Source organism: Streptomyces sp. NBC_01017 (genome assembly GCF_045162795.1).
GTDB classification, from domain to species: domain Bacteria; phylum Actinomycetota; class Actinomycetes; order Streptomycetales; family Streptomycetaceae; genus Streptomyces; species Streptomyces machairae.
The window spans coordinates 6,328,280-6,352,917 of record NZ_CP108683.1 but is presented as its reverse complement, the minus strand read 5'-3'; the positions used below and the strand labels follow the sequence as shown (position 1 = coordinate 6,352,917).

The window sequence follows — 24,638 nt, the reverse complement described above, 5'->3', positions numbered from 1 at the left end:
CTTGTGCGGGGGAAAACCCCACCCCCGCCGGTTCGGTGAGCCGCCCCCCAGCGGCGTAAAGCCAGGTTAAGGACGGACACCGGGGCGTCTCGTCCTCCGCCGGTACGAACCCTCCCCGACCCCTGGTACGGAGGTACCCCTAGGGGCACTCCACCCTTCGATGGAGAGCGTCTCGGGGTTGTCTCCTCCCTCGGACCCATGGAGCCTCCACCCTCCCGCCGCGTGAGGGTCAAGTGGGAAGCTGTTCGGCGGCAGATAGGTGCAAGGGGAAAGCAACAGGAGAGGACCCCGGTGGGCAGTACGAGACCCGCGATACGCGACACCGCACAGCGCACCGGAACCCCGAAGCGGTCAGCCGTGGTCGCGGCCCTGATGCTCGCGATGGCGCTGGCGGCACTCGACGCCACCATCGTCTCCACCGCCGTACCGCAGATCGTCGGCGACCTCGGCGGCTTCTCCGTGTTCTCCTGGCTGTTCTCCGGCTATCTGCTGGCCGTGACGGTGACCCTCCCGGTCTACGGCAAGCTCTCCGACACCTTCGGGCGCAAGCCGGTGCTGATCGCGGGCGCGGCCCTGTTCCTGCTGGGGTCGCTGCTGTGCGCGGTGGCCTGGAACATGGGGGCGCTGATCGCGTTCCGGATCGTGCAGGGGCTGGGCGGCGGGGCCCTTCAGGGGACGGTGCAGACGCTGGCCGCCGACCTGTACCCGCTCAAGGAACGCCCGAAGATCCAGTCCAAGCTGTCGACGGTGTGGGCGGTTTCGGCAGTGGCCGGTCCCGGGGTGGGCGGGGTCCTGGCGGCGTACGCGGACTGGCGCTGGATCTTCCTGATCAACCTGCCCGTCGGGGCGGTGGCGTTGTGGCTGATCGTGCGGTACCTGCACGAGCCGCAGCGCGCCAAGGACGCGGGTGCGGATACGACGGCCACGCGCGCGCGTGTCGACTGGGCGGGCGCGCTGGCGGTGTTCGCGTGCGGGGGCGTGCTGCTGACGGCGCTGGTGCAGGGCGGGGTGGCGTGGCCGTGGCTGTCGGTGCCGTCGATCGCCTTGTTCGCCACGGGACTTGCGCTCGCGGTGGTCGTGGTGATCGTGGAGCGCCGGGCGGCCGACCCGATCATCCCCGGGTGGGTGTGGCGGCGCCGGACGATCGCGGCGGTGAATCTGGCGCTGGGCGCGCTGGGGCTGCTGATGGTGGCGCCGACGGTGTTCCTGCCGACGTACGCCCAGTCGGTGCTCGGTCTGGCGCCGGTGGCGGCCGGATTCGTGCTGTCCGTGTGGACGTTGAGCTGGCCGGTGTCGGCGGCGTTCAGCCAGCACGTGTACCGCAGGATCGGCTTCCGCAACACGGCGATGCTGGGGATCGGGACGGCGTCGCTGATCCTGCTGGCGTTTCCGTTCCTGCCGTATCCCGGGCAGGCGTGGCAGCCGACGCTGCTGATGCTGTTGCTGGGTGCGGCGCTGGGGTTGTTCCAACTGCCGCTGATCGTGGGCGTGCAGTCGACGGTGGGCTGGTCGGAGCGGGGCACGACGACGGCGTCGGTGCTGTTCTGCCGCCAGACGGGGCAGACGCTGGGTGCGGCGCTCTTCGGCGCGGTCGCCAACGGGGTGCTGGCGTCACGGCTCGGCGGGGCGAGCGACCTGGACTCGGTGACGCGGGCCCTGGATTCCGGCAGCGCGGCACCGGAGGCGACCAGACGGGCCATCGCCGACGCGGTGCACGCCGTGTATCTGGGGGCGTCCGCTGCGGCGGCGCTGGCCTTCCTGATGCTGTTGCTCCTGGCACCGAGGCGGTTCCCGGTGCTGAAGGAGGACGACTCACGGACGACGGACGGTGACCTCGGGGTAGGCCGGTGACGGCCCGTCGAGGACGGTCTGCGGGACGCCCTTCAGGTGCTGGTCGAAGAACGCGGCGACGTACGCGCGCGTGAGGCCCAGCGAACGCCCGTAGGGCAGCGGCGCGGTGTCCGGGATGCCGACGAGTTCCCCGAGCAGGGGTGCGTCGGTGAAGGAGCCGTGGTCGGTTCCGGCGAAGGTCAGCCAGCGCTTCCAGCCGTCGAGGTCGGCCCAGGTCCGGTCCCAGGTCCCGTCCTGCGGCGGCCTGTTCTCGGCCCCGATCATCAGGAAGGGCCTGCCGTCGAGCCCGTCTGCGGGTACCGGGGCGAAGAAGGTGCCGTCCATGTTCACGCCGGCCCGCACGCGCGCGTCGGCGGCCATCGTCGCGGCGGCGGCGTTGCCACCGATGGAGTGCCCGGCCATGCCGATCCGCTTCGCGTCGATCACGCGCGCGTACCGCCACGCAGGGTGCCGCCCGGTCAGCCGGTCGAGCACGAACGAGACGTCCTCGGCACGGCTCTTCGCAACGGTCGAACCGCCGATCGAGGGGAACTCGTCGCAGATGGCGCAGGGCAGCGTCTGCCCGTCGGGGAGGCTCGTACCGGCGTTCTCGTACGGGTGGTCGACCAGCGCGACGACGTATCCGCGGCTTGCGAGGTCCTCGGCGAGACCGGTCAGGGTCGCGCGCGGCAATGTGAACCCGGGCGAGAGCACGACGAGCGGGAACCTGCCGTGCGCCGGACGGGCCTCGGTGCGCGCCGAGGTGCGAACGCCGCTGATCGTCTCCGGCGCAACCGTGGCGTCCGGGATTCTCAACTCCAGCAGCAGACGGGCCTCTTCGGCGGTCATGTAGGGGGCCGTCGGTCCGCCCGTGCCGGGGCGGGCGGGGTAGTACATGGACACCATCAGCTGACGGGCGCCGGCGGACGGCACCCAGGGGTCCGGTCGGTCGTGGTCGACGAGGTGGAGGGTGTCGCGGCCGACGGCGTGCGGGCCGGTGGGACGCGGGAGTCGGGCCGACGCGGCGGGGGTGGTGGAGGCCGCGGAGTCGGTGAGGGCAGCGGAGGCGGGCGCGGCGGAGGCGGGTCCCGCGGCGACGGCGGGCAGGGTCAGGGCGGGCCCGAGCGCGAGGACGGCGGACGCGGCGACCGCCAAGAAGCGTGATCGGTTCATGCACACGACGCTAGGCCGCGGCCCCTGACCGGGCATCGACCCGGAGTCCCCTCCTCCGGACGCCCGGTGGTACCACGGGCGGACACATACCCTGGCCGTCATGCTGACCCTGGAACGCCTGCGAGCCGACCACGCGCCCGCCCTTCTCGCCTTCGAGGCGGAGAACCGGAAGTACTTCGCGCGTACGATCCCGGACCGCGGCGACGCGTACTTCGAAGCCGCCGGATTCGCCGCCAGGCACCAGGCCCTGCTGGCCGAACAGGACGCCGGGATCTGCCACTTCCATCTCATACTGGACGCCGAGGGGCACATCGTCGGGCGGGTCAACCTGATCGACGTCGAGGACGGCTGCGCCGAACTCGGCTACCGCGTCGGCGAACGGGCGGCCGGCAAGGGCGTCGCCACGGCGGCGGTGGCGCAGGCGTGCCGGATGGCCGCGACGGCGTACGGACTGACGTCCCTGGTCGCCAGGACCACCCTGGACAACCTCGCTTCCCGGACCGTCCTGGAGAGGAATGACTTCACCGCCGTGGAGGACGTCACCATCGACGGCCGCCCCGGGATCCGCTACCGGCTCTCGCCTGACGCACTGGTTCACCTGAAGTGACGCAGTCGTTGCCTGCTGTAGCCCACAGCGACTCAAAAGTCTGAGTTAACGGCGGTAACACTCCAGGTCAGACACGGTTCGGTGAAGGAAGTGCGTACCGACCACTCAGTTTGCAGAAACCCTCGCGTTCAGTAGGTACTCCGAAGTAACGTGCGTGGCTCGCCCGCCCCCCACACTCCCTGCGGTCCGCCGCACCGGACCCGAGTCACGCAAGGAGCACCGGGATGTCCTCCCCGTACGACCCATACGCCGGGTACCCCTGGCAAACCCCCGACCCGCCGCAACCACCCCCACCCCCACAGCACCGAACCCCCGATCACCCACCGCTCGGGCACCACCGTGACCTGCGGATCCTGCGCACCGCGTACCGCTGGCAGCGGCGTGTGGCGACGCTCACCGCGCTCGGCTACTTCACGCTCTTCCTGATCCTGTCCGCCTTCGCGCCCGGGTTCATGTCGGGCACGGTCACCGACGGCCTGCCCGCGGGCCTGCTGCTCGCGCTGCTCCAACTGCCGGTCACCTGGCTGGCGATATGGCTGTACGAGCACACCGCCCGCCGTTACGTCGACCCGCTCGCGGACCGCATCCGCAAGGAGGCAGAGGTGGACGCCAAGCGGGAGACGGGCAAGCGGGAGACGGACAGGCGGGGCACGGGGCAGAGGGAGACGTGGCGATGACGGAATTCAGCGATAACGCGCAGGCGATGTCGCTGGTCGCCTTCTGCGCGGTGGCCACCGTCACGCTGCTGCTGTGCGTGATGACGGGCCCGGACCGGGACGACCTCGACGAGTTCTACACGGGCTACAGTTCCCTGTCCCCGATGCGCAACGGCCTGGCGATCGGCGGCGACTACATCAGCGCGGCCACCGTGCTCGGGACCACCGGTGTGGTCGCGCTGTGCGGTTACGACGGGATCGTGCTGGCGCTGAGCACCACCCTGTCGCTGATGCTGCTGATGTTCCTGCTGGCCGAACCCCTGCGCAACGCAGGCCGGTTCACCATGGGCGACGCGCTCGCGCGCCGGATGCCGGGGCGGAGCGTACGGATCGCGGCCTGCGCGGTGACGCTGGCCGCGCTGGTGCCGCTGATGCTCGTGCAGCTGGCCGGGACCGGGCAGCTGCTGGCGTTCATCCTCGGATTTTCGAGCGACACCCTGAAGACGGGGTGCATCGTCGGCCTGGGCGTGCTGATGATCAGCTACGCGGCGATCGGCGGGATGAAGGGCACCGCGCTCATCCAGATCCTGAAGCTGGTGATGCTGCTCGGATCGGGCGCCGTGGTCGCCGTCATGGTGCTGGACCGGTTCGACTGGGATCCGGGCGCGCTGTTCAACGCGGCGGCGGACGGCAGCGGGGTCGGCCCGGCGTTCCTGCAGTCGGGTCTGCAGTTCGCGGGCGGCTCGTATCCCCGGCTCGACATGATCAGCTCCCAGCTCGCGGTCGTCCTCGGCGGTGGGGTCCTGCCGCACATCACCATGCGCATGTACACGGCGTCGGGCGCCCGTCAGGTGCGCCGCTCCATGTCGTGGGCGGTGTCGAGCGTGGCGCTGTTCGTGCTGGTGATCACGGTGGTCGGCTTCGGCGCGACGGCACTGATCGGGCGTGAGGTGATCGCCGGGGCGGACCCGCAGGGCAACACGGCGTATCTGCTGGGCTCCAGGGCCGCGTTCGGCGCCGAGGTCTCCACCGCGGAGACCCTGCTGTTCACGGCGGTCACCACGGCCATCTTCCTGACCGTGCTCGCCTCGGTCGCCGGCATGATCCTCGCCTGCGCCAACTCCCTCGCCCACGACGTGTTCGCCACCCGGCTGCGGGAGCTGTCCGGGCGCCGCGAGATGATGGTGGCCCGGCTGGCCGCGCTGGCGGTGGGCGTCCCGGCGATCGTGCTGGCCACGATGGTCCAGCACCGCAGCCTTCAGCCGCTGGTGACGCTGTCCTTCACACTGGGCGCCTCGGCGATCGCCCCGGCCCTGGTCTACAGCCTCTTCTGGCGCCGGTACACGCGGACCGGTCTGCTGTGGACGCTGATCGGCGGTTCGCTGGTCGTGCTGGTGATGATGCCGGGGACCAATCTGGTCTCCGGGTCGCCGGTCTCGGCCTTCCCCGAAGCCGACTTCAACTGGTTCCCGTTCACGACGCCCGGGCTCGTGTCGATTCCGGCCGGGTTCCTCCTCGGCTGGCTGGGGACGGTCGTGTCGGGGCGGAACAAGTCGGAGGAACAGCGGCGGCAGTACGAGGCCGTCGAGGGGTGGATTCTGGCGGGGGCGGTACGCAGGGGGAACTGAGCCTGTCTCACGGAGCCGAGGTCGGGGTCGGGGTGGGGGTCCGCCCCGGATCCCGACCCCGCTTCACTCCAGGGCCGCCTGCCGCTCCAGCGTCGACAGGCTGTTGCGCATCTGGTCCATCTGCATCCGCACCTCGTCCCACGTCTCCCCGTGCTCGCGCAGCACCTGCTCCGTGTCCCGGGCGATCTCCTCCGCCCGCTGCCGGGCCTGCTCGACCACCTCCTCCGCACGCACCCGCGCCTCCTCCTGGAGGGTCTTCGCCGACGTCCGCGCGTCCGCGAGCTCCTGCTGAGCCTCGGCCAACGCGGCCTCGGCCCGCGCCACCCCCTCCTCCTCCGCCGCCGCCACCGCGGCCAGCCCCTTCTCGGTGTCCCGCTCCAGCTCCGCCTCCCGTTCGGCGTGCTCCTTGGCCTGCTGGGCGAGCAACACCTTGGTGCGCTGGCGCACCTCGCGCATCGGGCCGAGCGCCTCCCCGCGCTCCTCCTTCACCTCACGCCGGGCGGCGATACGGATCTCGCCCGCCTCACCGCGCGCGGTGAGCAACCGCTGACGGGCGCACTCCTCGGCCTCGGCGCTCACGGCATCGGCGTGCGCCTGCGCGGCGTCACGCACCTCGTCCGCGTACGTCTGAGCCTCCTCCATCAGCCGCTTCGCCTCCTTGCGCGCACCCTCCCGCACGGCCGCGGCCTCCTCCTGCACCATCTCGAACAGCCGCCACGCCCGGTGCCCGAGTTCCTCGTACGTCTGCGGGTCGAGCTCCTCCACCACCTCCCGCAGCCGCTCCGCCTCCGCATCCATCTCCCTGGCGAGCACGGTGAGCCGGGCAGCCCGCTCCCAGGCGGCGTCACGGTCGCGAAACAGGTCGTCGATGTAGGCGTCGACCTGTTCGGGACGGTAGCCACGCCCTCGTACGACCACGAAGTCGTAGAGCGGGACCGGTGCGCTGCTCATCCTTGAACCCCTCTCCGCCGAACGGATGCGAAATGATGATTTAGCGCACATCTTGATGTATCGGGCGGAAGCGTTCATAACGCGACACTCCGCGCAGGAGGCACGGCACGGTGGGCACAGAGGCACAAAGGCGCGACGAGTAGCGCATACGCAAAGGGCCGGCCCCGGTCGCGCAACCGGGAGCCGGCCCTTTCACAACCCGTACGCCGCCGTCAGCGGCAGTCGGGTGACATCACCTCACATCGGGCAGCCGCAGGGCGTCACAACAGCCCGTCCCACATCTGCTCCAGCAGCACCGACCACCAGCTCTCCGGCGACCCGAGCGCCGCAGGGTCGAGCGCGGCGAGCTGGGCCTGGAAGTCGACGGTCCAACGGCCCGCCTGCTCCTGGTTCAGGCCGAAGCGAAGACGCCACATCCCGCCCAGCAGCGCCAGGCAGCGCTGGAACTCGAGCAGGCCCGTGTTCACGAACTGGGGCGGTACGGGCGCGCCGCCCGGGCCCGCCTCCACGGGCACGGCGACGATGTTCGCCGTGCCGTACTGCACACAGATCGCCTTGCCGAAGTCGCTGCCCATCACCAGGTACGACCCCGCGTCCGACGCCGGCTGCACCCCGCGCTCCTGCGCCAGCTCGGCCAGCGTCGGAACGGGCCGCCCCGGCTGGGCCTGCGCCCAGAAGAACGGACCCATGTCCATCGGCAGACCACCGACCACCAGGCAGTGCGCCACGACCGGCGGCACGCCCTGCCGGGACACGGCGGCCTGCTCGAACCGGAAGAGCCCCGGCCCGAACGCGCCCGCCAGCTCCTGCGCCACGCCCTCGGGCGGAATCGGCGGCACCGGCTGGACCGGCTGCACCGGGACACGCACCGGCGCCGGCCGGGCGGGCCCGTCGGCCACCTGGTGCAGCTCGCCCTGATGGGCGATCAGCTGCTGCATGCCCTGCTGCCGGCTCGCATGATCCGTGCCGTACGGCGCGATCGACGTGATCCGCGCCTGCGGCCACTGCTCCCGGATCATCCGCGCGCAGTACGCGCCCGGCAGCTCACACGACTCCAGCTCCGTGTGCAGCTCCAGCACCTGGCCCGGGGGCACGTTCATGCCCCGCAGCTCGTGGAAGATCTGCCACTCCGGATGCGGCGTGCCCGGCGCCGAACGCCGGATGAGCTGCTGCTCCGACCCGTCCTGCGCACGGTAACGGAGAACGGCCTGGTAGCCGGGGCCCACGGTCGGCTGGCCGGCGGGCGACTGGGGGTAGCCGTACGCCGGAGGCTGACCCGGACCGGGCTGACCGGGCGGGGGGATCGCGCCGGGCGGCATCGGGGGTTGGGGGGCGCCGGGCGGCATGCCGGGTCCGCCCGGCGGCGTACCGGGGGCACCTGGCGGCACCCCATGAGCTCCGAGTGGCGTACCCGGGGCGCCCGGCGGCATGCCCGGAGCTCCGGGCGGCTGCGGCGCGCCGGGCGCCGACGGCGGAGGCGGCACACCGGGTCCGCCCACCGGGGGCGCGGCCAGCACCGTCTCCGCGTGGTGAACACCATCGCGAGCGCCGCCGGGGGCACCCGGGGCGCCGGGCGCGCCAGGGGCACCCGGAGGCTGCGGAGCACCCGGCATACCCGGAGCGCCCGGAGCACCGGGCGGGTTGGGAAGACCGGGCGGGTTGGGCGCACCCGGCGCCCCAGGAAATCCAGGCGGTCCCGGCGGCTGCGGAGCGCCGCCCATATGGCTCGGGTCGGCCAGCACGGTCGCGGCATGGTGCACACCGCCCGGGGGCGTACCGCCAGGCGTGCCGGGCGGGTTGGGGGCGCCCGGAGGCTGCGGCGCGCCGGGCATACCGGGCGCACCCGGGGCACCGGGCGGCTGCGGGATGCCGGGCCCGCCGACGGCACCCGGCCCCTGCGGAGCCCCCGGCCCGGCAACACCCTCAGACCCGTCGGGACCGAGCCCCGGCACCATCTGCGTCGGAACGTACCCGCCTCCCGGAGCACCCGGCGTCCCCGGAGCCCCCGGCGGAGGCGGCGGCATGGCCCCACCCCGCGCACGAGGAGGCGCCGCCTTGCTCGTCGCGGCATCGGCGATGTCCCCGGCGTTGGGCGCGAGCGACCGCCCGGGCGTACCCGGAGCCTGCGGCGCACCCTGCGGGTAGCCGTAGGAGGGCGCGGGCGGCGGCGTGGCACCGGGCGCGGGGACACCCGGCGTACCCGGACCCTGCGGGTACCCGTACGACGGAGCCCCCGGCGGCGGAGGCGTCGCGCCCGGCGCGTCGGAACCGTCCAGCGCCGGCGAGACCGCGGTCCTCGGAAGCTGGCTGCCGCCCGACATCAGTGCCGTCTTCGCGTCGGGCGGCGTGGCGTCGTCAGCGCTCAGCGGCGGCGCGAACACCGTCTCCGGCAGCGGCACCGAACGGTCCTCACCGGGATCGGCGTTGGTGTCCGTACCGGCCCAGGGAGTCGCCCCCTCGGGCACCCCGGGCTCCCTCGGCGGAGGAGTCGACGAAGACGCGGCGCCCACGGGCACCCCGCCCTGCGTCTCGGGCAACGACCCGGCACCCGACGTACCGCCGACCGCACCGGTGTCGAAGTCCGAAATCGAAGCCGAGCCCGAACCGGAGCCCGAACCCCCGTCCCGCCGGTCCGGAACCCCTATCCGGTCCGCCGCCTCCTGCAACCACTCGGGCGGGGTCAGGAGGAACGACGTCTGATTCAGATCCACCCGCGCCGGAGCCGCCGGCGCCGGTGCCGCGGCCGCGTCCTCACGGCCGTACTCCTCCTCGTACCGGCGGATCACCTCGCCCACCGGCAGCGCCGGCCACAGCGTGGCCTCCCCGCTGTCCCGGGCGATCACCAGCCGCTGTGCCCCGCCGTCCGAACGCGGCCCGTCCGCACGGTCCTCGGCCCACACCACGAACCCGAGCCCGAACTCCCGTACCCGCACCTCACGATGCTGGTACGCCGGCACCTCGCCGTTGATCCACTCTTCCGCACGCTCCTGCGCCTGCGCGAACGTCACCATCGCGAAGCTCACTCCCCCACTGCCGCGGCAGCAACGGGCACCACACGCGCGAACCCACCGTCCACCATCAGATTCGCCACCGTCTCCAACTCCGGCGGAGAACCCGCCAGCCGGGACAGAAACGCGTCGAAGTCCTCACCGCACGGCATCAGCAGCCGCTCCACACGTTCCGCCGGCGACCACGAAGGATCGGCGTCCCGCGCGTCGTCGTACGCGCAGAACCACACCGAACCCAGCCGGTCGCCCTTCACCTTCACGACCAGCAACCCGCCCTGCACGAACCCGACACCCAGGTAGTCCTTGGTCAGATGGTCGCGCAGACACTTGTTGACGTAGACCAGGTCATTGACCGCGGCCTCGTCCCGAACCGTGAACAGCGGCTGGTCGACCAGCAGGCCCAACTCCGCGTCCAACGCCGTGCCCACCGGGGCGCACCCGCCCGCCGCCTTCAGGAACGACCGATACGCGCCCGGCAGCCGGTACCCGAGATCCTCCTCGACCCCCAGCGCCTGCGCCTCCGTCACCGCCACACCCGACTTGGGCAGCCGGAAGTGCGCCGGCCGCGTCTCCTGCAACGGCCGCGTCCCCCGCTTGTCATGGTCCACCGTCGACGTCGCGATCCCACCGTGATGCCGCAGCAACGCCTTCACCTCGACCGGAACCAGCTCCAGCCGCCGCGAACCCACCACGTGGTGCCACGTCCAGCCGTGCGGCGTCGCCACCGCCGGCACCGTGTCCCACAACTCGTGCCGCGACGCCGCCAGCGCGGCGTTCGCCGACACATAGTCCGTCAGCCGCAACTCGTCGACGCCGAAGCCCTCCGGCGGCTCAGCGATCTCCACCGCCGCGCGCGCATACGGCGAGAAGTCGGGGTGACCACGCTCGTCCACCCGTACTCCTCTCGGGTGACGCGACGCGCGAACCGGATCCGGGAAATTCACGACCTGCCCGGCGTAGGCCGCGTTCGGCGGCGCGGCGTGTCCCCCGGCCTGGCGGCCGGGAGGTGCCCCCAGCCCGAGCCGACCTGTCGTCATGGCGGTTGCCCCCTGCGGCGTTCAGATACGGTCCGCCATGACCACTCTCGGTCACAACGCCCTGTATCACCTGTCTCGTCCCCATCCAAGCGTCACCGCTTGGAAAGCGGTGCCGACAGCCTATGCGGTACGACGACACCGGTCACCGGCGCCGGTTGTGACCCCCTCCGCTTCCGTGACCAGCCGTCACCCTGCCGTGACAGCCCGCCCAAACCCGGGCGTGTCGCGGCGCCCCAGCTTCCGCACCTGCCACGCCGTTTGGCACTCTGTGACGTCCGAGAGCATGCCCGGGGGATGCTCGGGAGGGGATGATGAACATGAACGCGACGCAGACAGGCCAACCCGCCGCCAGGTCCGGCGACCCCCGCATCGGCTGGAGCGCCACCGAAAACCCCCACGCGCCCGCCCTCCGCCACCGCCGCGACGGCATACTCCCCACCGTCGCCGCCGCCCTCTCCGTCCGCGGCGAAACCCTCACCGGCACCGCGGCCCGCGGCGACCAGCCCCCCGCACTGCACCACCTCGTCCAGGACTTCCTCGACACCCTCACCAGCGGCCAGCGTGACCGCTTCACCGGCCGCTGCGCCGAGACGATCCTGATCTCACGCCACATCGCCGCGGCCGACGCGACCCGCAGCAAACGTGCCGCGCGCAAACCCATGACCAACGGCGAAGCCCGCAAAGCCCTCAAACAGGCCAAACTGACCGCCCGCCGCATCCGCGAGGACGGCGACCCCCTGCACGGCAGCTTCGCCACCCCGTGTCGCGCCTGCACCGCCCTCAGCTCCCACTTCGGCGTCCGCGTCGTCGACCCGTCAGCAACGGACGGCTGACCCGACTCCCGCCACAGACCGCCGCCCCACCCCACCACACCCCGCACATCCCATAGGCACCGACGAACGAAGGGCAGATGCACACCGACCGCACCTCCACCACCCGTTTCCCCGTCCCCGTCGACGCCGCCCTGCGCGCCGCCGGCTGGCAACCCGGACGCTGGGACATCAAGCAGGCGGAGATCTGGGCCGACGCCCTGCGCGAACACACCTCACCGGCCGGCCACCGCCATGCCGTCTTCCCCGCCGCCGTGGAAGCGTGGGCCGAATTCGGCGGCCTCCACCTCGCGCCCACGGGTCCCGGCCGCCAGGTCGCCCCCGCCGCCCTCCACTTCGATCCGCTGCACGGCCTGCACATGGCCCGCACCCTCGGCGACCTCGGCCGCGCCCTCGACACCGAGGTCTGCCCCCTCGGCGCCGAAACCGACACCGATGCGCTCCTCGCCATCGACACCGAAGGCCGTATCTACGCCCTCGACCACACCGGCGACTGGTACCTCGGCCCCGATATCGACCAGGCTCTCGCCGGCCTCGTCGCCGGCATAGAACCGGCACGGCTCACAGCGGGCTGACACAAGGAAACGGCCGCGACGGCCACCGGGACCCAGCGACCGTGGACTGCGGCTATGCCGCCGGAATCACCGCCGACACCCGGAAACCCCCCGCATCCGTCGGCCCCGACACGAACACCCCGCCGAGCGCCACGACCCGTTCCTTCATCCCCACCAGGCCGTTGCCCCCGGACGGCAGCCGTGCCAGCGACGCCGACGACAGCTCCGGCGGCGGCTCGTTCTCCACCTGCATCGCGATCTCCGACACCCGGTGCGCGAGCCGTACATGCGTCTTCGCGCCGGCCGCATGCTTGTGGACGTTCGTCAACGCCTCCTGCACCACCCGGAACGCCGTCTGCTCGATCTCCGGCGCATACGCCCGCGAGTCCCCCTCCACGGACAGATCCACCACCATCCCCGCCGCGGCCGACTGCCCGATCAGCTCGTCCAACTCCGACAGACAAGGCCCCTCGGCGCCGATCTCGTCCCCGCCGACACCCCGCCCCCGATCGGCCGCCGCCGCCGCGGCGGCCCCCACGGCGGCAAGCGGTACGGCAGCCCCCCGAGGCCGGTCCACACCCGAAGGCTGCCGCGCGGCAGCCCCGCTGCGCAGCACCCCGAGCATCTCCCGCAACTCGGTCAACGCCTGCCGCCCCATGTCCCCCACGAGCGCGGCATTCTTCACGGCCTTCTCGGGATCCTTCCGCGCCACGGCCTGGAGCGCCGCCGCATGCACCACCATCAGGCTCACCCGATGCGCGACGACGTCATGCATCTCCCGCGCGATCCGGGTGCGCTCCTCGTTCCGCGCCCATTCGGCGCGCTCCTCCGCCCGCTCCGCGAGCAACTGAAGCTCCCGCTCCAGACTGTCCGCCCGCTCCCGCAGGCTCTCCATCAGCCGCCGCCGGGCGCCCACATACAGCCCGAGCAGCAGCGGAGGCGCCGTCACACCGAGAGCCGTGGTGACCGACGCGAACGGAATCACCCAGTCCCCGAAGGTCAGATTCCCCCGTGCCACGTCCTGCCGCACCCACACGAACGTCACGATCAGCGTCCCGACGAACGACATCCCCGCGAGCGACGCGATGATCCGCCGCGGCAGCTCGGTCGCGGCCAGGGTGTAGAGGCCGACGATGCCCAGCAGGATGCCCATCTGGGCGGGCATGACGGCGATCGACACGAGCACGACGGCTATCGGCCACCGGCGCCGCACCAGGAGCACCGACCCGGCAAGAACCCCGAACACCACCCCCGCGGCCACCGGAATACCGGCATCCCGCGCGAACCGAACCCCCTCCGCTCCGCACTCCAGCGCGGACGCGACGGCCAGACTCACGTCCAGCACGGCACTGCGCAACCTGCCCCACCACCATGGCCCCGCCCCCGGTGGCGGTTCCCCGGCCTGCTCTTCCCCCGTCGTGGTCATGCCTCCAGCCTACGGGCGGGCACCCGTGGTTTTCCGGCGAGTTTTGTGGACTGGCCTACACCACACTCCGTGACCGAACGTAAGCGAAACAACCCGATATCCCTCGAACTGCGAAGCCGGGCGCGGACGCAGCCCCGAGAGCGGCGGCGATCGCCGGGCCGACCTGTACCGTCGCGAGGAAGGCGCCTGGTACGGCATAGTGTTGGGTGCCGACTCGGCGACCTGACCAATGGTCCGGTCCAGTCGAGTTAATTCCCCCGTGGTGTAATTGGCAGCACTGTGGCTTTTGGTGCCATCTGTCCGGGTTCGAGTCCTGGCGGGGGAGCACATACACGGATCGGGCCCTGACTGCTGACAGCTCAGTCGGGGCCCGCTCCCATGTCCCCCACGAAACACCCCGGTATCCTGCGGATGTCACCCCACCCCCTCCACAGCCGAAGGGCATCCCGTGAGCGCCATTCGCCCGGCAGCCGTCGTCGTTCTCGCAGCGGGTGAGGGCACCCGTATGAAGTCGGCCACACCGAAGGTCCTGCACGAGATCTGCGGACGCAGCCTCGTGGGTCATGTGCTCGCCGCCGCGCGCGAGTTGCAGCCCGAGAACCTGGTGGTGGTCGTGGGGCACGCCCGCGAGAAGGTCTCCGCGCACCTCGGTGAGATCGACCCCGGCGTACGCACCGCCGTACAGGCGGAGCAGAACGGCACCGGGCACGCCGTACGGATGGCCCTGGAGGAGCTCGGCGGGGCGGTCGACGGGACCGTGGTGGTCGTCTGCGGCGACACTCCCCTTCTGACCGGCGAGACCCTGACCCACCTCACCGCCACCCACTCCGCCGACGGCAACGCCGTGACGGTGCTGACCGCCGAGGTCCCGGACGCGACCGGGTACGGGCGGATCGTGCGCGACGGCGCCTCGGGCGCGGTGACGGCCATCGTGGAGCACAAGGACGCGAGCGAGTCGCAGCGGGCGATCCGGGAGATCAACTCGGGTGTGTTCGCCTTCGACGGGCAGTTGCTCGCCGACGCTCTCGGCAAGGTCCGCACGGACAACTCGCAGGGCGAGGAGTACCTGACCGACGTGCTCGGGATCCTCCGCGAGGCCGGTCACCGCGTCGGCGCCTCCGTGGCGGGCGATCACCGTGAGATCGCCGGGATCAACAACCGCGTGCAGTTGTCCGAGGCCCGCCGGATTCTCAACGACCGGCTGCTGACCGACGCGATGCTCGCCGGCGTCACCGTCGTGGACCCCGCGACGACCTGGGTCGATGTGACCGTCACGTTCGAGCAGGATGCCGTCGTCCTGCCGGGTACGCAGCTGCAGGGGTCCACCCATCTCGGCGAGGGCGCGGAGGTCGGCCCCAACAGCCGGCTGAAGGACACGCGTGTCGACGCGGGTGCCCGCGTGGACAACACGGTGTCCGAGGGCGCGCATGTGGGCGCGAACGCGACGGTGGGGCCGTTCGCGTATCTGCGGCCGGGGACGCGGCTGGGCGCCAAGGGCAAGATCGGCACGTACGTCGAGACGAAGAACGCCTCGATCGGTGAGGGGACGAAGGTGCCTCACCTCTCTTACGTGGGTGACGCGACGATCGGCGAGTACACGAACATCGGCGCCGCGAGTGTCTTCGTGAACTATGACGGACAGGACAAACACCACACGACGGTCGGCTCGCACTGCCGCACCGGCTCGGACAACATGTTTGTGGCGCCTGTCACGGTCGGGGACGGTGCCTATACGGCGGCCGGGTCCGTGATCACGAAGGACGTGCCGCCCGGTTCGCTGGCTGTGGCCCGCGGTCAGCAGCGGAATATCGAGGGTTGGGTGGCCCGTAAGCGTCCGGGCAGTGCGGCCGCGAAGGCGGCTGAGGCGGCGTCTCGCCAGGAGGACGGCGAGGGCTGACCGGAAACACGTGCCTCAAACACGGCGTACCGTGATAAGTGCACACCCGCACCCCACCAGCTGAGACGGCCTCCACCATGCCCAGCCGAGGTCGCTCTACAGGCAGCTGAGACACCTCTGAGGAGACAGTGCTGTGACCGGGATCAAGACGACCGGCGAGAAGAAGTTGATGTTCTTCTCCGGCCGCGCCCACCCCGAGCTTGCCGAGGAGGTCGCCCAGCAGCTGGAGGTCGGGGTTGTCCCGACGAAGGCCTTCGACTTCGCGAACGGTGAGATCTACGTCCGCTATCAGGAGTCGGCGCGCGGTGCGGACTGCTTTGTGATCCAGAGCCACACGGCTCCGATCAATCAGTGGATCATGGAGCAGCTGATCATGATCGACGCACTGAAGCGTGCGTCGGCGCGCTCCATCACCGTGATTGTGCCGTTCTACGGTTACGCACGTCAGGACAAGAAGCACCGTGGCCGTGAACCCATTTCGGCGCGTCTGATCGCGGACCTGATGAAGACGGCGGGTGCGGACCGCATTCTGACCGTGGACCTGCACACGGACCAGATCCAGGGCTTCTTCGACGGTCCCGTCGACCACCTCTTCGCCCTGCCGCTTCTCGCGGACTACGTGGGCCGCAAGGTCGACCGGGAGAAGCTGACGGTCGTGTCTCCCGACGCGGGGCGTGTGCGGGTGGCCGACCGTTGGTGCGACCGGCTGGGTGCGCCGCTCGCGATCGTGCACAAGCGTCGCGACAAGGACGTGGCGAACCAGGTGACGGTCCACGAGGTCGTGGGTGAGGTCAAGGGCCGGGTGTGTGTGCTGGTCGACGACATGATCGACACCGGTGGGACGATCTGTGCCGCGGCCGACGCGCTGTTCGCGCACGGCGCCGAGGACGTCATCGTGACGGCGACGCACGGTGTGCTGTCGGGTCCGGCGGCGGACCGGCTGAAGAACTCGCGAGTGAGCGAGTTCGTGTTCACGAACACGCTGCCGACGCCGGGCGAGCTGAGCCGTGACCTGGACAAGCTGACGGTGCTGTCGATCGCGCCGACGATCGCGAGTGCGGTGCGTGAGGTGTTCGAGGACGGTTCGGTGACGAGCCTGTTCGACGAGCAGTAGAGATCCTTTTGGGAACGGCCTCCCTGTCCGAGTAGACTGCTTCAGTTGCTCGGCGAGGGAGGCCGTACCTGTTCGCGCAGGTGTCGGCGATCCGTTATCGACGCGCTCTTCGTAGCAGGCCGTTCGTGGCCGGGTGACCACGTCCGTCTCCAGTTCTACGAGGAGTGATCATGTCCGAGGTCAAGATCTCCGCCGCCACCCGCACCGAGTTCGGCAAGGGTGCCGCCCGTCGCATCCGTCGTGACTCCAAGGTTCCCGGTGTTCTGTACGGCCACGGTGCCGACCCGCTGCACCTGACCCTTCCGGGTCACGAGCTGCTGCTCGCCCTGCGTACGCCGAACGTCCTGATCGCCCTGGACATCGACGGCAAGGCCAACGAGCTGGCCATCCCGAAGTCCGTGCAGCGTGACCCGATCAAGGGCTTCCTGGAGCACGTCGACCTGCTGCTGGTCAAGCGCGGCGAGAAGGTCACCGTCGAGGTCCCGGTCCACGCCGAGGGCGAGCTGGCCGCCGGCGGCAACCTGCTGGAGCACGTGCTGAACGCGCTTCCGGTCGAGGCCGAGGCCACGCACATCCCCGAGTCCTTCACCGTGTCCGTCGAGGGCCTGGAGGCCGGCGCCTCCATCCTGGCCAAGGACATCAAGCTGCCGAAGGGCACCACGCTGGCCGTCGAGGACGACGTCGTCGTCCTGCAGGTCCTGGCCGCGCAGGCCGAGGAGGCCCCGGAGGGCGAAGAGGCCGCCGAGGGCGAGGAAGTCGCCGAGGCCTGATCCTCAGCTCTGGCAGAGGCGTGATCCTCGGCTCTGCCATCGGTTCGTCAGCCGCTGTTCCCGATGGGGGCAGCGGCTGGCGTGTATCACTCAAGCTTGCCTGGCAGTATCCGCGCCGGTCATCCCGGCGGACCGGCGTTTCTGCTGGGGGTCCGGGGGTTGTCCCCCGGGAAAGCACAGCAAGGAGACATGGACGTGACGACCGACCCGAGCGCCCCTTGGCTGATCGCCGGCCTCGGCAATCCCGGACCGGAGTACGCCAGGAACCGGCACAACGTCGGGTTCATGGTGGTGGATCTGCTCGCCGAGCGGATCGGGGGGAAGTTCAAGCGGGCCGGCAGGGCTCAGGCGCAGGTCGTCGAGGGGCGGGTCGGGCCGCCGGGGCCGTTGAACCGGCGGGTGATCGTGGCGAAGCCGATGTCGTTCATGAATCTCTCGGGCGGTCCGCTGAACGCTCTCCGGGACTTCTACAAGGTGCCGGTGGGCAATATTGTCGCTGTTCATGACGAGTTGGACATCGACTTCGGCACGCTGCGGTTGAAGCTGGGCGGCGGGGACAACGGGCACAACGGGCTCAAGTCGATGACGAAGGCGATGGGGTCGGAGTATCACCGGGTGCGGTTCGGGATCGGGCGGCCGCCAGGACGTATGCCGGTCGCGGACTTTGTGCTGAAGGATTTCTCGGCGGCGGAGCGCAAGGAGCTGGACTACTTCGTGGACCGGGCGTCGGATGCGGTGGAGGCTCTGGTGATCGAGGGGCTGGAGCGGGCGCAAAGCACGTACAACTCCTGACTTGTCCGCCCAGGCGAACTGGCCCAGGTTGACCGGCAGTAGGGGCATGGCCAAGGATCGCGGCCATGCCTTCTGCCGTTGTCTCCAGTCAGGGCGCTTTCACCGCGCTGCGGTTCGGGCGGCTTGCGGCGATGGGTACGGTCGCGGTGCTGATTCTGATCGCGGGTGTGTGGGCGTCGTGGGGCAGCGCGCAGCATGTGATGCTCACGAAGGGCCGGGAGAGCGGCACGATCGAGGTGACCCGGTGCGGTGCGGACTCCTGCAGCGGGCCGTACACGCCGATCTCGGCGGGGTCGCAGCCGCGCAAATCGGTCGTCATCGAGAAGAACGTGGCCGTGCGCAAGGGGCAGACGTACACGGTCGTGATCAAGCCGGGCGGTGACTCCGTCGTGCGGTCCGGCCCCGCGGGGATCCTGTACTCCTGGGTTCCGCTGGGCGGCGCGCTGTTGCTGGCCTCGATCGTGGTCGCGGGCGGCTTGCGTCGGACGCGGATGGCGTGGGTGATGGCAGGCGCGGGGACGGCCTTGCTCACGGGGGCGTTTGTGGTGGTCTGAGGCCTCCGCGGTTCGCCGTGGCTGTGGAGGATCTGTGCGTTGCCTGTTCGTGATTGACCGGGAGTCAGGCCGGGCTGGAAGCTGAGCCGCCCCCTCCACATCTTCCCGCTCCTTCTCGAAGATGGACTACTGCCTCATGCGAACCCTCACCCGCGTCGCCCTGTCCGCCGTCGCCGCAGCCGTTGTTCTCTCCGCACCGGCCGCCGCCCACGCCACCGCTCCCGGCGACAACGGCACCGTCAAGATCCATGACGCCACCACTGGCGAGGAGCTGCGCAAGAACGAGCCTCACGTGTGCGAGTTCTACCTGGACGCGTTCGGTTTCGACAGCGTGCAGAAGGTCGACTGGCACATCGAGGCGTGGGCGCCGACCGCCGCCGTCAAGGGCGAGACGGTGAAGTCGGGCGCCCTCACCCTGGACGGTGACGGTCATGGCCGTACGGCGGACATGACGCTGGCCGACGGTCACTACAAGCTGTTCTGGAACTTCGAGGGTGAGAAGGGGTCCGCCAAGCACAAGGTGTTCTGGACGGACTGCGCGGACGAGGAGCAGGGCGGCGGCACCACGGCCACGCCGTCCGCCCCCGAGTCCGTGACGCCGGGCGAGTCCACGACCGAGCCGGTCGCGAGCCCGTCCGCCTCCGCCGAGGCCGCCCCGTCGCCGTCCCCGTCGCCGCAGGGCGGTTCCGGTGATCTCGCCGAGACCGGCAACGGTGCCCCGGTGGGCCTGCTGTCCGCGACTGCCGCGGCACTGCTGGGCGCGGGCGGATACCTGGTGTTCCGGCGTCGTAAGGCCTGACCCCGGAGCGAGAGACGAACGGCGCCCCCGTGCTTGTACGAAGCACGGGGGCACCCTCGATTGCCGAGCGTTCAGCCGGTGTTGCGCAGGCCCGCCGCCACGCCGTTGACGGTGAGCAGCAGCGCCCGGGCGAGGAGCGGGTCGGCCTCGGCGCCGGCGGCCGCCGCGTCGCGCTGGCGCTTGAGGAGGGTGACCTGGAGGTAGGAGATCGGGTCCAGGTAGGCGTCGCGGACGGTGAAGGTCTGCTTGAGGACCGGGGCGGCGTCGAGGAGTTCCTTCTCGCCGGTGATCTTCAGGACCTCGGCGACGGTGAGTTCGTGCTCGGCGCGGATGGTGTCGAAGACGTGCTTGAGGTCGTCCGGCACGAGGGTGTCGACGTAGTGGGCGGCGATCCGCAGGTCGGTCTTGGCGAGGGTCATCTCGACGTTGGAGATGAAGTTGCGGAAGAAGTGCCACTGTTCGTGCATCTCGTCGAGCACGGTGTCCAGGCCGGCCTGGCGCAGCGCCTTGAGGCCGGAGCCGACGCCGAACCAGCCGGGGACGATCTGCCGGGACTGCGTCCAGCCGAAGACCCAAGGAATGGCGCGCAGGCCATCGAGCGAGACGCCCGAGCCGGGGCGGCGAGAGGGCCGCGAGCCGAGGTGCAGGTCGGCGAGCTGGTCCACCGGCGTCGACGCAAGGAAGTAGGACGGCAGGTCCGGGTCCTCGACGAGCTTGCGGTAGGCGACGTGGGCCGCGTCGCTCGCCACGTCCATGGCGGCGTCCCAGCGGGCGAGGGCCTCGACGGACTGGCGGGGCGCGGTGTGCAGGGCGGAGGCCTGGAGGGTGGCCGCGACGGTCAGCTCCAGGTTCTCCCTGGCCAGGGAGGGCACGAGGTACTTGTCGGAGATGACCTCGCCCTGTTCGGTGACCTTGATCTCGCCTTCGAGGGTGCCCCAGGGCTGGGCGAGGATCGCGTCGTGGGAGGGGCCGCCACCGCGGCCGACGGTGCCGCCGCGGCCGTGGAAGAGGCGCAGGCGGACGCCGTAGCGGTGGGCGACGTCGCGCAGGCGGCGCTGGGCGCGGTGGATCTCCCACTGCGAGGTGGTGATGCCGCCGAACTTGGAGGAGTCGGAGTAGCCGAGCATGACCTCCTGGACGTCGCCCCTGAGCGCGACGAGGCGCCGGTAGGACGGGTCGGAGAGCATGTCCTCCAGGATGGTGTCGGCGGCCTTGAGCTCGTCGGTGGTCTCCAGCAGCGGCACGATGCCGATCTTCGCCCAGCCGGCGTGCAGGTCGACCAGGCCGGCCTCGCGGGCGAGGACGCTTGCCGCGAAGACGTCGTCGGCGCCCTGGCACATGGAGATGATGTACGACTCGATGACCTCGGGTCCGAAGACCTCCAGGGCCCGCTTGACCGTCTGGAACACGCCGAGGGTCTTCTCGCCGGCCGCGTCCACCGGTGCGGGGGTGGGGGCGAGGGGGCGGCGGGAGCGCAGTTCCTTGGCCAGCAGCTTGGCGCGGTAGTCGCGGGGCATGTCGGCGTAGCGCCAGGACTCCTCGCCGAGGCGGTCGAAGAGCTGGCCGAGGGCGTGGTGGTGGGCGTCGGCGTGTTCGCGTACGTCCATCGTGGCGAGCTGGAGGCCGAACGCGGACAGGGTGCGGATGGTCCGGTTCATGCGTCCGTCGGCGAAGAGGCCGCCGCGGTGTTCCCTGAGCGAGGTCTGGATCAGCTTCAGGTCGTGCAGGAGCTCGCCGGTGCCGAGGTAGTCGCGGCCGGCCTCGTGCGGGATGTTCCTGGCCAGGCGCGTCTTGGTGTTCTCCAGCTTCTGCCGGATGCAGGTGGCCTTGAGCCGGTAGGGCTCCTCGGCGTTGAGGCGCTTGTAGCGGGGACTGATCTCGGGGAGGTTCTCCAGGTCGGCCTGGAGGGAGGTCAGCAGTTCCTCGGTGGCGCCGGTGTAGCGGATGGAGTTCGACAGGAAGCCGCGCAGCTCGTCGATCATCTCCAGCGCGTCGTTGATGCCGTGCTCGTGCTGGAGGATGAGGACGTCCCAGGTCACCTGGGGGGTGACGTTGGGGTTGCCGTCGCGGTCGCCGCCGATCCAGGTGCCGAAGGTGAGGGGGCGGGTGGCATCGGGGAGCCGGTGGCCGACGCGCTCCAGTTCCGCGGTGAGGTCCTCCAGGACGTCACCGACGGCGCCGGCGTGCAGTTCGTCGAGGTAGTAGATGGCGTTGCGGGCCTCGTCGGCGGGCTCGGGGCGTACGACACGCAGCTCGTCCGTCTGCCATACGAGGTCGATGTTCTCGGCCAGTCGGGTGTCGTGCCGGCGCCGGTCCCCTTCGAGGACGGGGGTCTCCAGAAGCGCGGCGACACGCCGGAGCTTGTTGAGGACGGAGCGGCGTGCGGCCTCGGTGGGGTGCGCGGTGAAGACGGGGCGCACGTTGAGGTGCTCGATGGTCTGGCGCAGGTGCTCGGGGTCGGCGTCCTTCAGCCGGTCGGCCGTACGGGCGAGGAGGCCGCCCTCGGCGGCGCGGCGGGCCCGCAGCTCACGGCCGCGGTGGACCTGCTCGGTGACGTTGGCCAGGTGGAAGTAGGTGGAGAAGGCGCGGACCAGCTTGGCCGCGGTGTCCAGCTCCGTGCCACGCAGCAGTTCGGCGGCGGCCTCGCCGTCCTCGCGGGTGAGGCGGCGGACCTTCTCGACGAGGTCGAGGAGCTCGGGGCCTTCCTGCCGGACAAGGGTCTCCCCGAGGAGGTCACCCAGTCGGCGGATGTCGGCACGCAGCTCACTGCTGGTCGTCGTGGTCTGGTCGTCGGCACTGCTCACAGGTGCGGCTCCTTGCAGTGTTGAAGCTCGTCCGGGAGGGAACTCGGCGCCCGGGGGCCGCGCGGCGGGGGCCGCATACGGCTCCTGGCATCCGGGAAGAATTCAGAGCGGACCGCGCTGTCCGACCGACTCCAAGGATAGGTGTCCATGCGGACGCGCAGACTCTCGGGCTCTTGCCGCCGGGCGACGCACTGCCATACTTACGACGCCGTAGGTTACGTAGCCGTAGGGACCGATGTAACGGAACCTGGGAACAGTTCCTGCGACCCCGGCACCTGCCACAACCCTCGAACCCCACAGGGGACGCCCATGACCACGAGCTCCGATGTGATCGAAGACGCCCCGAAGGCGAACGACGACACCACGACTTCCTCTGCCACCCTCGGCGGCGAGAAGAAGGGATCGCTCGAGCAGTTCGCGCTCCTCCTCTTCATCGTCGTCCCGTTCCTGGCGCTCGCCGCCACGGTGCCGCTGGCCTGGGGCTGGGGCGTGAGCTGGCTCGACCTCGGTCTGCTGGTCTTCTTCTACTTCTTCGCCTGCCACGGCGTCACGATCGGCTACCACCGCTACTTCACCCACGGCTCCTTCAAGGCGAAGCGCCCGCTGCGCATCGCTCTCGCCGTCGCCGGCTCGATGGCGGTGGAAGGCCCGCTGGTCCGCTGGGTCGCGGACCACCGCAAGCACCACAAGTTCTCCGACGCGGAGGGTGACCCGCACTCCCCGTGGCGTTACGGCGAGACGGTCCCGGCCCTGATGAAGGGCCTGTGGTGGGCACACATCGGCTGGATGTTCGACGAGGAGCGCACTTCGCAGGAGAAGTACGCGCCGGATCTGATCAAGGACACGGCGATCCGGACGATCTCGCGTCAGTTCCTCTACTGGACGGTGCTGTCGCTGGCGCTGCCCGCCCTGATCGGCGGTCTGGTGACGATGTCCTGGTGGGGCGCGTTCACGGGCTTCTTCTGGGGCTCGCTGGTGCGGGTGGCGCTGCTGCACCACGTGACCTGGTCGATCAACTCGATCTGCCACGCGGTCGGCAAGCGGCCCTTCAAGTCGCGTGACATGTCCGGCAACGTATGGTGGCTGGCGGTCCTGTCCTGCGGTGAGTCCTGGCACAACCTGCACCACGCGGACCCGACGTCGGCGCGGCACGGTGTGGAGCGCGGGCAGATCGACTCCTCGGCGCGGATCATCCGCTGGTGCGAGCAGCTCGGCCTGGCCTACGACGTGCGCTGGCCGTCACGCTCGCGTATCGATTCCCGCCGGAACACCGGGGAAGGCGACTCCCGGCGCCGGAAGGAGCCCGCGAAGGCGGCATGATTGACGGCGTGGCGACCGACTCCAGCAGCAACACCGGCAACGAGAAGCAGCGGCGGGCGCGCCGTACCCGGATGACCGGTGCGGAGCGCCGCCAGCAGTTGCTGGAGATCGGTCGGACCCTGTTCGCAGCGAAGGGCTTCGAGGGCACGTCGGTCGAGGAGATCGCGGCGAAGGCCGGGGTGTCCAAGCCGGTGGTGTACGAGCACTTCGGCGGCAAGGAGGGGCTGTACGCGGTGGTGGTGGACCGCGAGATGCGGCGGCTGCTGGACATGGTGACCAGCTCGCTGACGGCCGGCCACCCGCGTGAACTGTGCGAGCAGGCGGCGTTCGCTCTTCTGGACTACATCGAGGAGTACACGGACGGCTTCCGCATCCTGGTCCGTGACTCGCCCATCCCGCAGTCGACGGGGTCCTTCGCCTCGCTGATCTCTGACATCGCGACCCAGGTGGAGGACATCCTGGGCCGCGAGTTCAAGAACCGCGGCTTCGACTCCAAGCTGGCCCCGCTGTATGCGCAGGCCCTGGTCGGGATGGTCGCCCTGACCGGCCAGTGGTGGCTGGACGTCCGCCGCCCGAAGAAGGCGGAAGTCGCCGCCCACCTGGTGAATCTGGCATGGCACGGGCTGGACGGGCTGGAGCCGAAGCCGCGGCTGATAGGGCACCGCAAGAGCTGACACGCTCCGCGGTGCCGGCGCACTCAGTGCTTGAAGGTGTCCTTCCCCTTCTCCTTCGCCTGGCGCGCGTCGCCCTTCATCTGGTCGGCCTTGCCTTCGGCGGTCATCCGCTCGTTGCCGGCCATGCGACCCATGGCTTCCTTGGCCTTGCCCTTGAGCTGTTCCTTCTTGGCCCGGCTCTTCTCTTCCTTCGCCACGTTCCTCACTCCCGTAA

At 70.6% G+C, this 24,638-nt stretch carries 21 protein-coding genes and 1 tRNA gene; 15 read left to right on the top strand and 7 right to left on the bottom strand.

The annotated features are described in order from the left end of the window. Window positions 1–291: 291 nt before the first annotated feature. Complete coding sequence (locus tag OG331_RS29205) at window positions 292–1,851, top strand: MFS transporter (protein ID WP_406201586.1); 1,560 nt, start codon at window positions 292–294, stop codon at window positions 1,849–1,851. Here the strand turns inward: OG331_RS29205 and OG331_RS29200 are convergent. Then, entirely contained in the window at window positions 1,813–3,003 is a 1,191-nt protein-coding gene (locus OG331_RS29200) for an alpha/beta hydrolase family protein (RefSeq protein ID WP_406201583.1), read from the bottom strand. The two genes, OG331_RS29205 and OG331_RS29200, sit on opposite strands and share 39 nt — an antisense overlap. Window positions 3,004–3,103: 100 nt before the next feature. On the opposite strand from OG331_RS29200, the gene OG331_RS29195 reads away from it, so the two are divergent. The 3 genes from OG331_RS29195 (at window position 3,104) to OG331_RS29185 (ending at window position 5,894) form a co-directional block, all read left to right on the top strand. After that, a complete protein-coding gene (locus OG331_RS29195) occupies window positions 3,104–3,610 on the top strand; it encodes a GNAT family N-acetyltransferase (RefSeq protein WP_406201580.1) in 507 nt (168 codons plus the stop codon). A gap of 224 nt (window positions 3,611–3,834) precedes the next feature. Continuing rightward, window positions 3,835–4,287, top strand: a complete 453-nt coding sequence (locus OG331_RS29190; RefSeq protein ID WP_406201577.1) for a DUF485 domain-containing protein — start codon at window positions 3,835–3,837, stop codon at window positions 4,285–4,287. Next, a complete protein-coding gene (locus OG331_RS29185; protein ID WP_406201575.1) occupies window positions 4,284–5,894 on the top strand; it encodes a cation acetate symporter in 1,611 nt (536 codons plus the stop codon). Before OG331_RS29190 ends, OG331_RS29185 begins: the two co-directional genes overlap by 4 nt. A 63-nt stretch (window positions 5,895–5,957) precedes the next feature. Here the strand turns inward: OG331_RS29185 and OG331_RS29180 are convergent, their stop codons facing one another. The 3 genes from OG331_RS29180 to OG331_RS29170 all read right to left on the bottom strand — a co-directional run bounded on the left by OG331_RS29180 (window position 5,958) and on the right by OG331_RS29170 (window position 10,890). Further along, window positions 5,958–6,845, bottom strand: a complete 888-nt coding sequence (locus OG331_RS29180; protein WP_406201573.1) for a cellulose-binding protein — start codon at window positions 6,843–6,845, stop codon at window positions 5,958–5,960. Window positions 6,846–7,105: 260 nt separating this feature from the next. Next, complete coding sequence (locus OG331_RS29175; RefSeq protein WP_406201570.1) at window positions 7,106–9,856, bottom strand: SUKH-4 family immunity protein; 2,751 nt, start codon at window positions 9,854–9,856, stop codon at window positions 7,106–7,108. 8 nt (window positions 9,857–9,864) lie between these two features. After that, window positions 9,865–10,890, bottom strand: coding sequence for an SMI1/KNR4 family protein (locus OG331_RS29170; RefSeq protein WP_406201567.1), 1,026 nt, complete (start codon window positions 10,888–10,890; stop codon window positions 9,865–9,867). A 308-nt stretch (window positions 10,891–11,198) separates the two neighbouring features. Here OG331_RS29170 and OG331_RS29165 point away from each other — a divergent pair, with 308 nt between their 5' ends. Further along, window positions 11,199–11,723, top strand: a complete 525-nt coding sequence (locus tag OG331_RS29165; RefSeq protein WP_406201565.1) for a YwqJ-related putative deaminase — start codon at window positions 11,199–11,201, stop codon at window positions 11,721–11,723. 77 nt (window positions 11,724–11,800) lie between these two features. Next, window positions 11,801–12,295, top strand: coding sequence for an SUKH-3 domain-containing protein (locus OG331_RS29160; protein ID WP_406201562.1), 495 nt, complete (start codon window positions 11,801–11,803; stop codon window positions 12,293–12,295). 52 nt (window positions 12,296–12,347) lie between these two features. Here OG331_RS29160 and OG331_RS29155 read toward each other — a convergent pair whose 3' ends face one another. Beyond that, entirely contained in the window at window positions 12,348–13,700 is a 1,353-nt protein-coding gene (locus OG331_RS29155; RefSeq protein WP_406201559.1) for a sensor histidine kinase, read from the bottom strand. Between the two features lie 253 nt (window positions 13,701–13,953). On the opposite strand from OG331_RS29155, the gene OG331_RS29150 reads away from it, so the two are divergent. The 7 genes from OG331_RS29150 to OG331_RS29120 all read left to right on the top strand — a co-directional run bounded on the left by OG331_RS29150 (window position 13,954) and on the right by OG331_RS29120 (window position 19,626). After that, window positions 13,954–14,025 (top strand) — tRNA-Gln (locus OG331_RS29150). A gap of 123 nt (window positions 14,026–14,148) precedes the next feature. Then, window positions 14,149–15,597, top strand: a complete 1,449-nt coding sequence (glmU, locus tag OG331_RS29145) for a bifunctional UDP-N-acetylglucosamine diphosphorylase/glucosamine-1-phosphate N-acetyltransferase GlmU (protein ID WP_406201556.1) — start codon at window positions 14,149–14,151, stop codon at window positions 15,595–15,597. Between the two features lie 133 nt (window positions 15,598–15,730). Next, window positions 15,731–16,711 carry a ribose-phosphate diphosphokinase gene (locus OG331_RS29140; RefSeq protein WP_030049929.1) on the top strand — a complete coding sequence of 327 codons (981 nt, stop codon included), beginning with the start codon at window positions 15,731–15,733 and terminating at the stop codon, window positions 16,709–16,711. A gap of 170 nt (window positions 16,712–16,881) precedes the next feature. After that, the gene (locus OG331_RS29135) at window positions 16,882–17,481 is read left to right on the top strand and encodes a 50S ribosomal protein L25/general stress protein Ctc (RefSeq protein WP_406201554.1); all 600 of its coding nucleotides are present in this window, start codon (window positions 16,882–16,884) and stop codon (window positions 17,479–17,481) included. A gap of 189 nt (window positions 17,482–17,670) precedes the next feature. Beyond that, window positions 17,671–18,273: an aminoacyl-tRNA hydrolase gene (pth, locus tag OG331_RS29130; protein ID WP_406201552.1), complete on the top strand. Its 603-nt coding sequence runs from the start codon at window positions 17,671–17,673 to the stop codon at window positions 18,271–18,273. Window positions 18,274–18,338: 65 nt separating this feature from the next. Then, window positions 18,339–18,827 (top strand): hypothetical protein, encoded by a 489-nt coding sequence (locus OG331_RS29125; RefSeq protein ID WP_406201550.1) that lies wholly within the window; start codon window positions 18,339–18,341, stop codon window positions 18,825–18,827. A 136-nt stretch (window positions 18,828–18,963) separates the two neighbouring features. Continuing rightward, a complete protein-coding gene (locus OG331_RS29120; RefSeq protein ID WP_406201547.1) occupies window positions 18,964–19,626 on the top strand; it encodes an LPXTG cell wall anchor domain-containing protein in 663 nt (220 codons plus the stop codon). Window positions 19,627–19,697: 71 nt separating this feature from the next. Here the strand turns inward: OG331_RS29120 and ppc are convergent, their stop codons facing one another. Next, window positions 19,698–22,430, bottom strand: coding sequence for a phosphoenolpyruvate carboxylase (gene ppc, locus OG331_RS29115; RefSeq protein ID WP_406201545.1), 2,733 nt, complete (start codon window positions 22,428–22,430; stop codon window positions 19,698–19,700). A gap of 309 nt (window positions 22,431–22,739) precedes the next feature. Between ppc and OG331_RS29110 the strand changes: the two genes are divergently transcribed. Together OG331_RS29110 and OG331_RS29105 are read left to right on the top strand one after the other, a co-directional pair. Then, on the top strand, window positions 22,740–23,750 hold the full coding sequence (locus tag OG331_RS29110; RefSeq protein WP_406201542.1) for an acyl-CoA desaturase: 1,011 nt from the start codon (window positions 22,740–22,742) through the stop codon (window positions 23,748–23,750). Next, entirely contained in the window at window positions 23,747–24,424 is a 678-nt protein-coding gene (locus tag OG331_RS29105; RefSeq protein ID WP_406201540.1) for a TetR family transcriptional regulator, read from the top strand. The genes OG331_RS29110 and OG331_RS29105 overlap by 4 nt, the downstream gene beginning before the upstream one ends. Window positions 24,425–24,447: 23 nt before the next feature. On the opposite strand, the gene OG331_RS29100 is transcribed toward OG331_RS29105, so the two are convergent. Further along, window positions 24,448–24,621, bottom strand: a complete 174-nt coding sequence (locus OG331_RS29100; protein WP_328881128.1) for a CsbD family protein — start codon at window positions 24,619–24,621, stop codon at window positions 24,448–24,450. Between the last annotated feature and the right edge of the window lie 17 nt (window positions 24,622–24,638).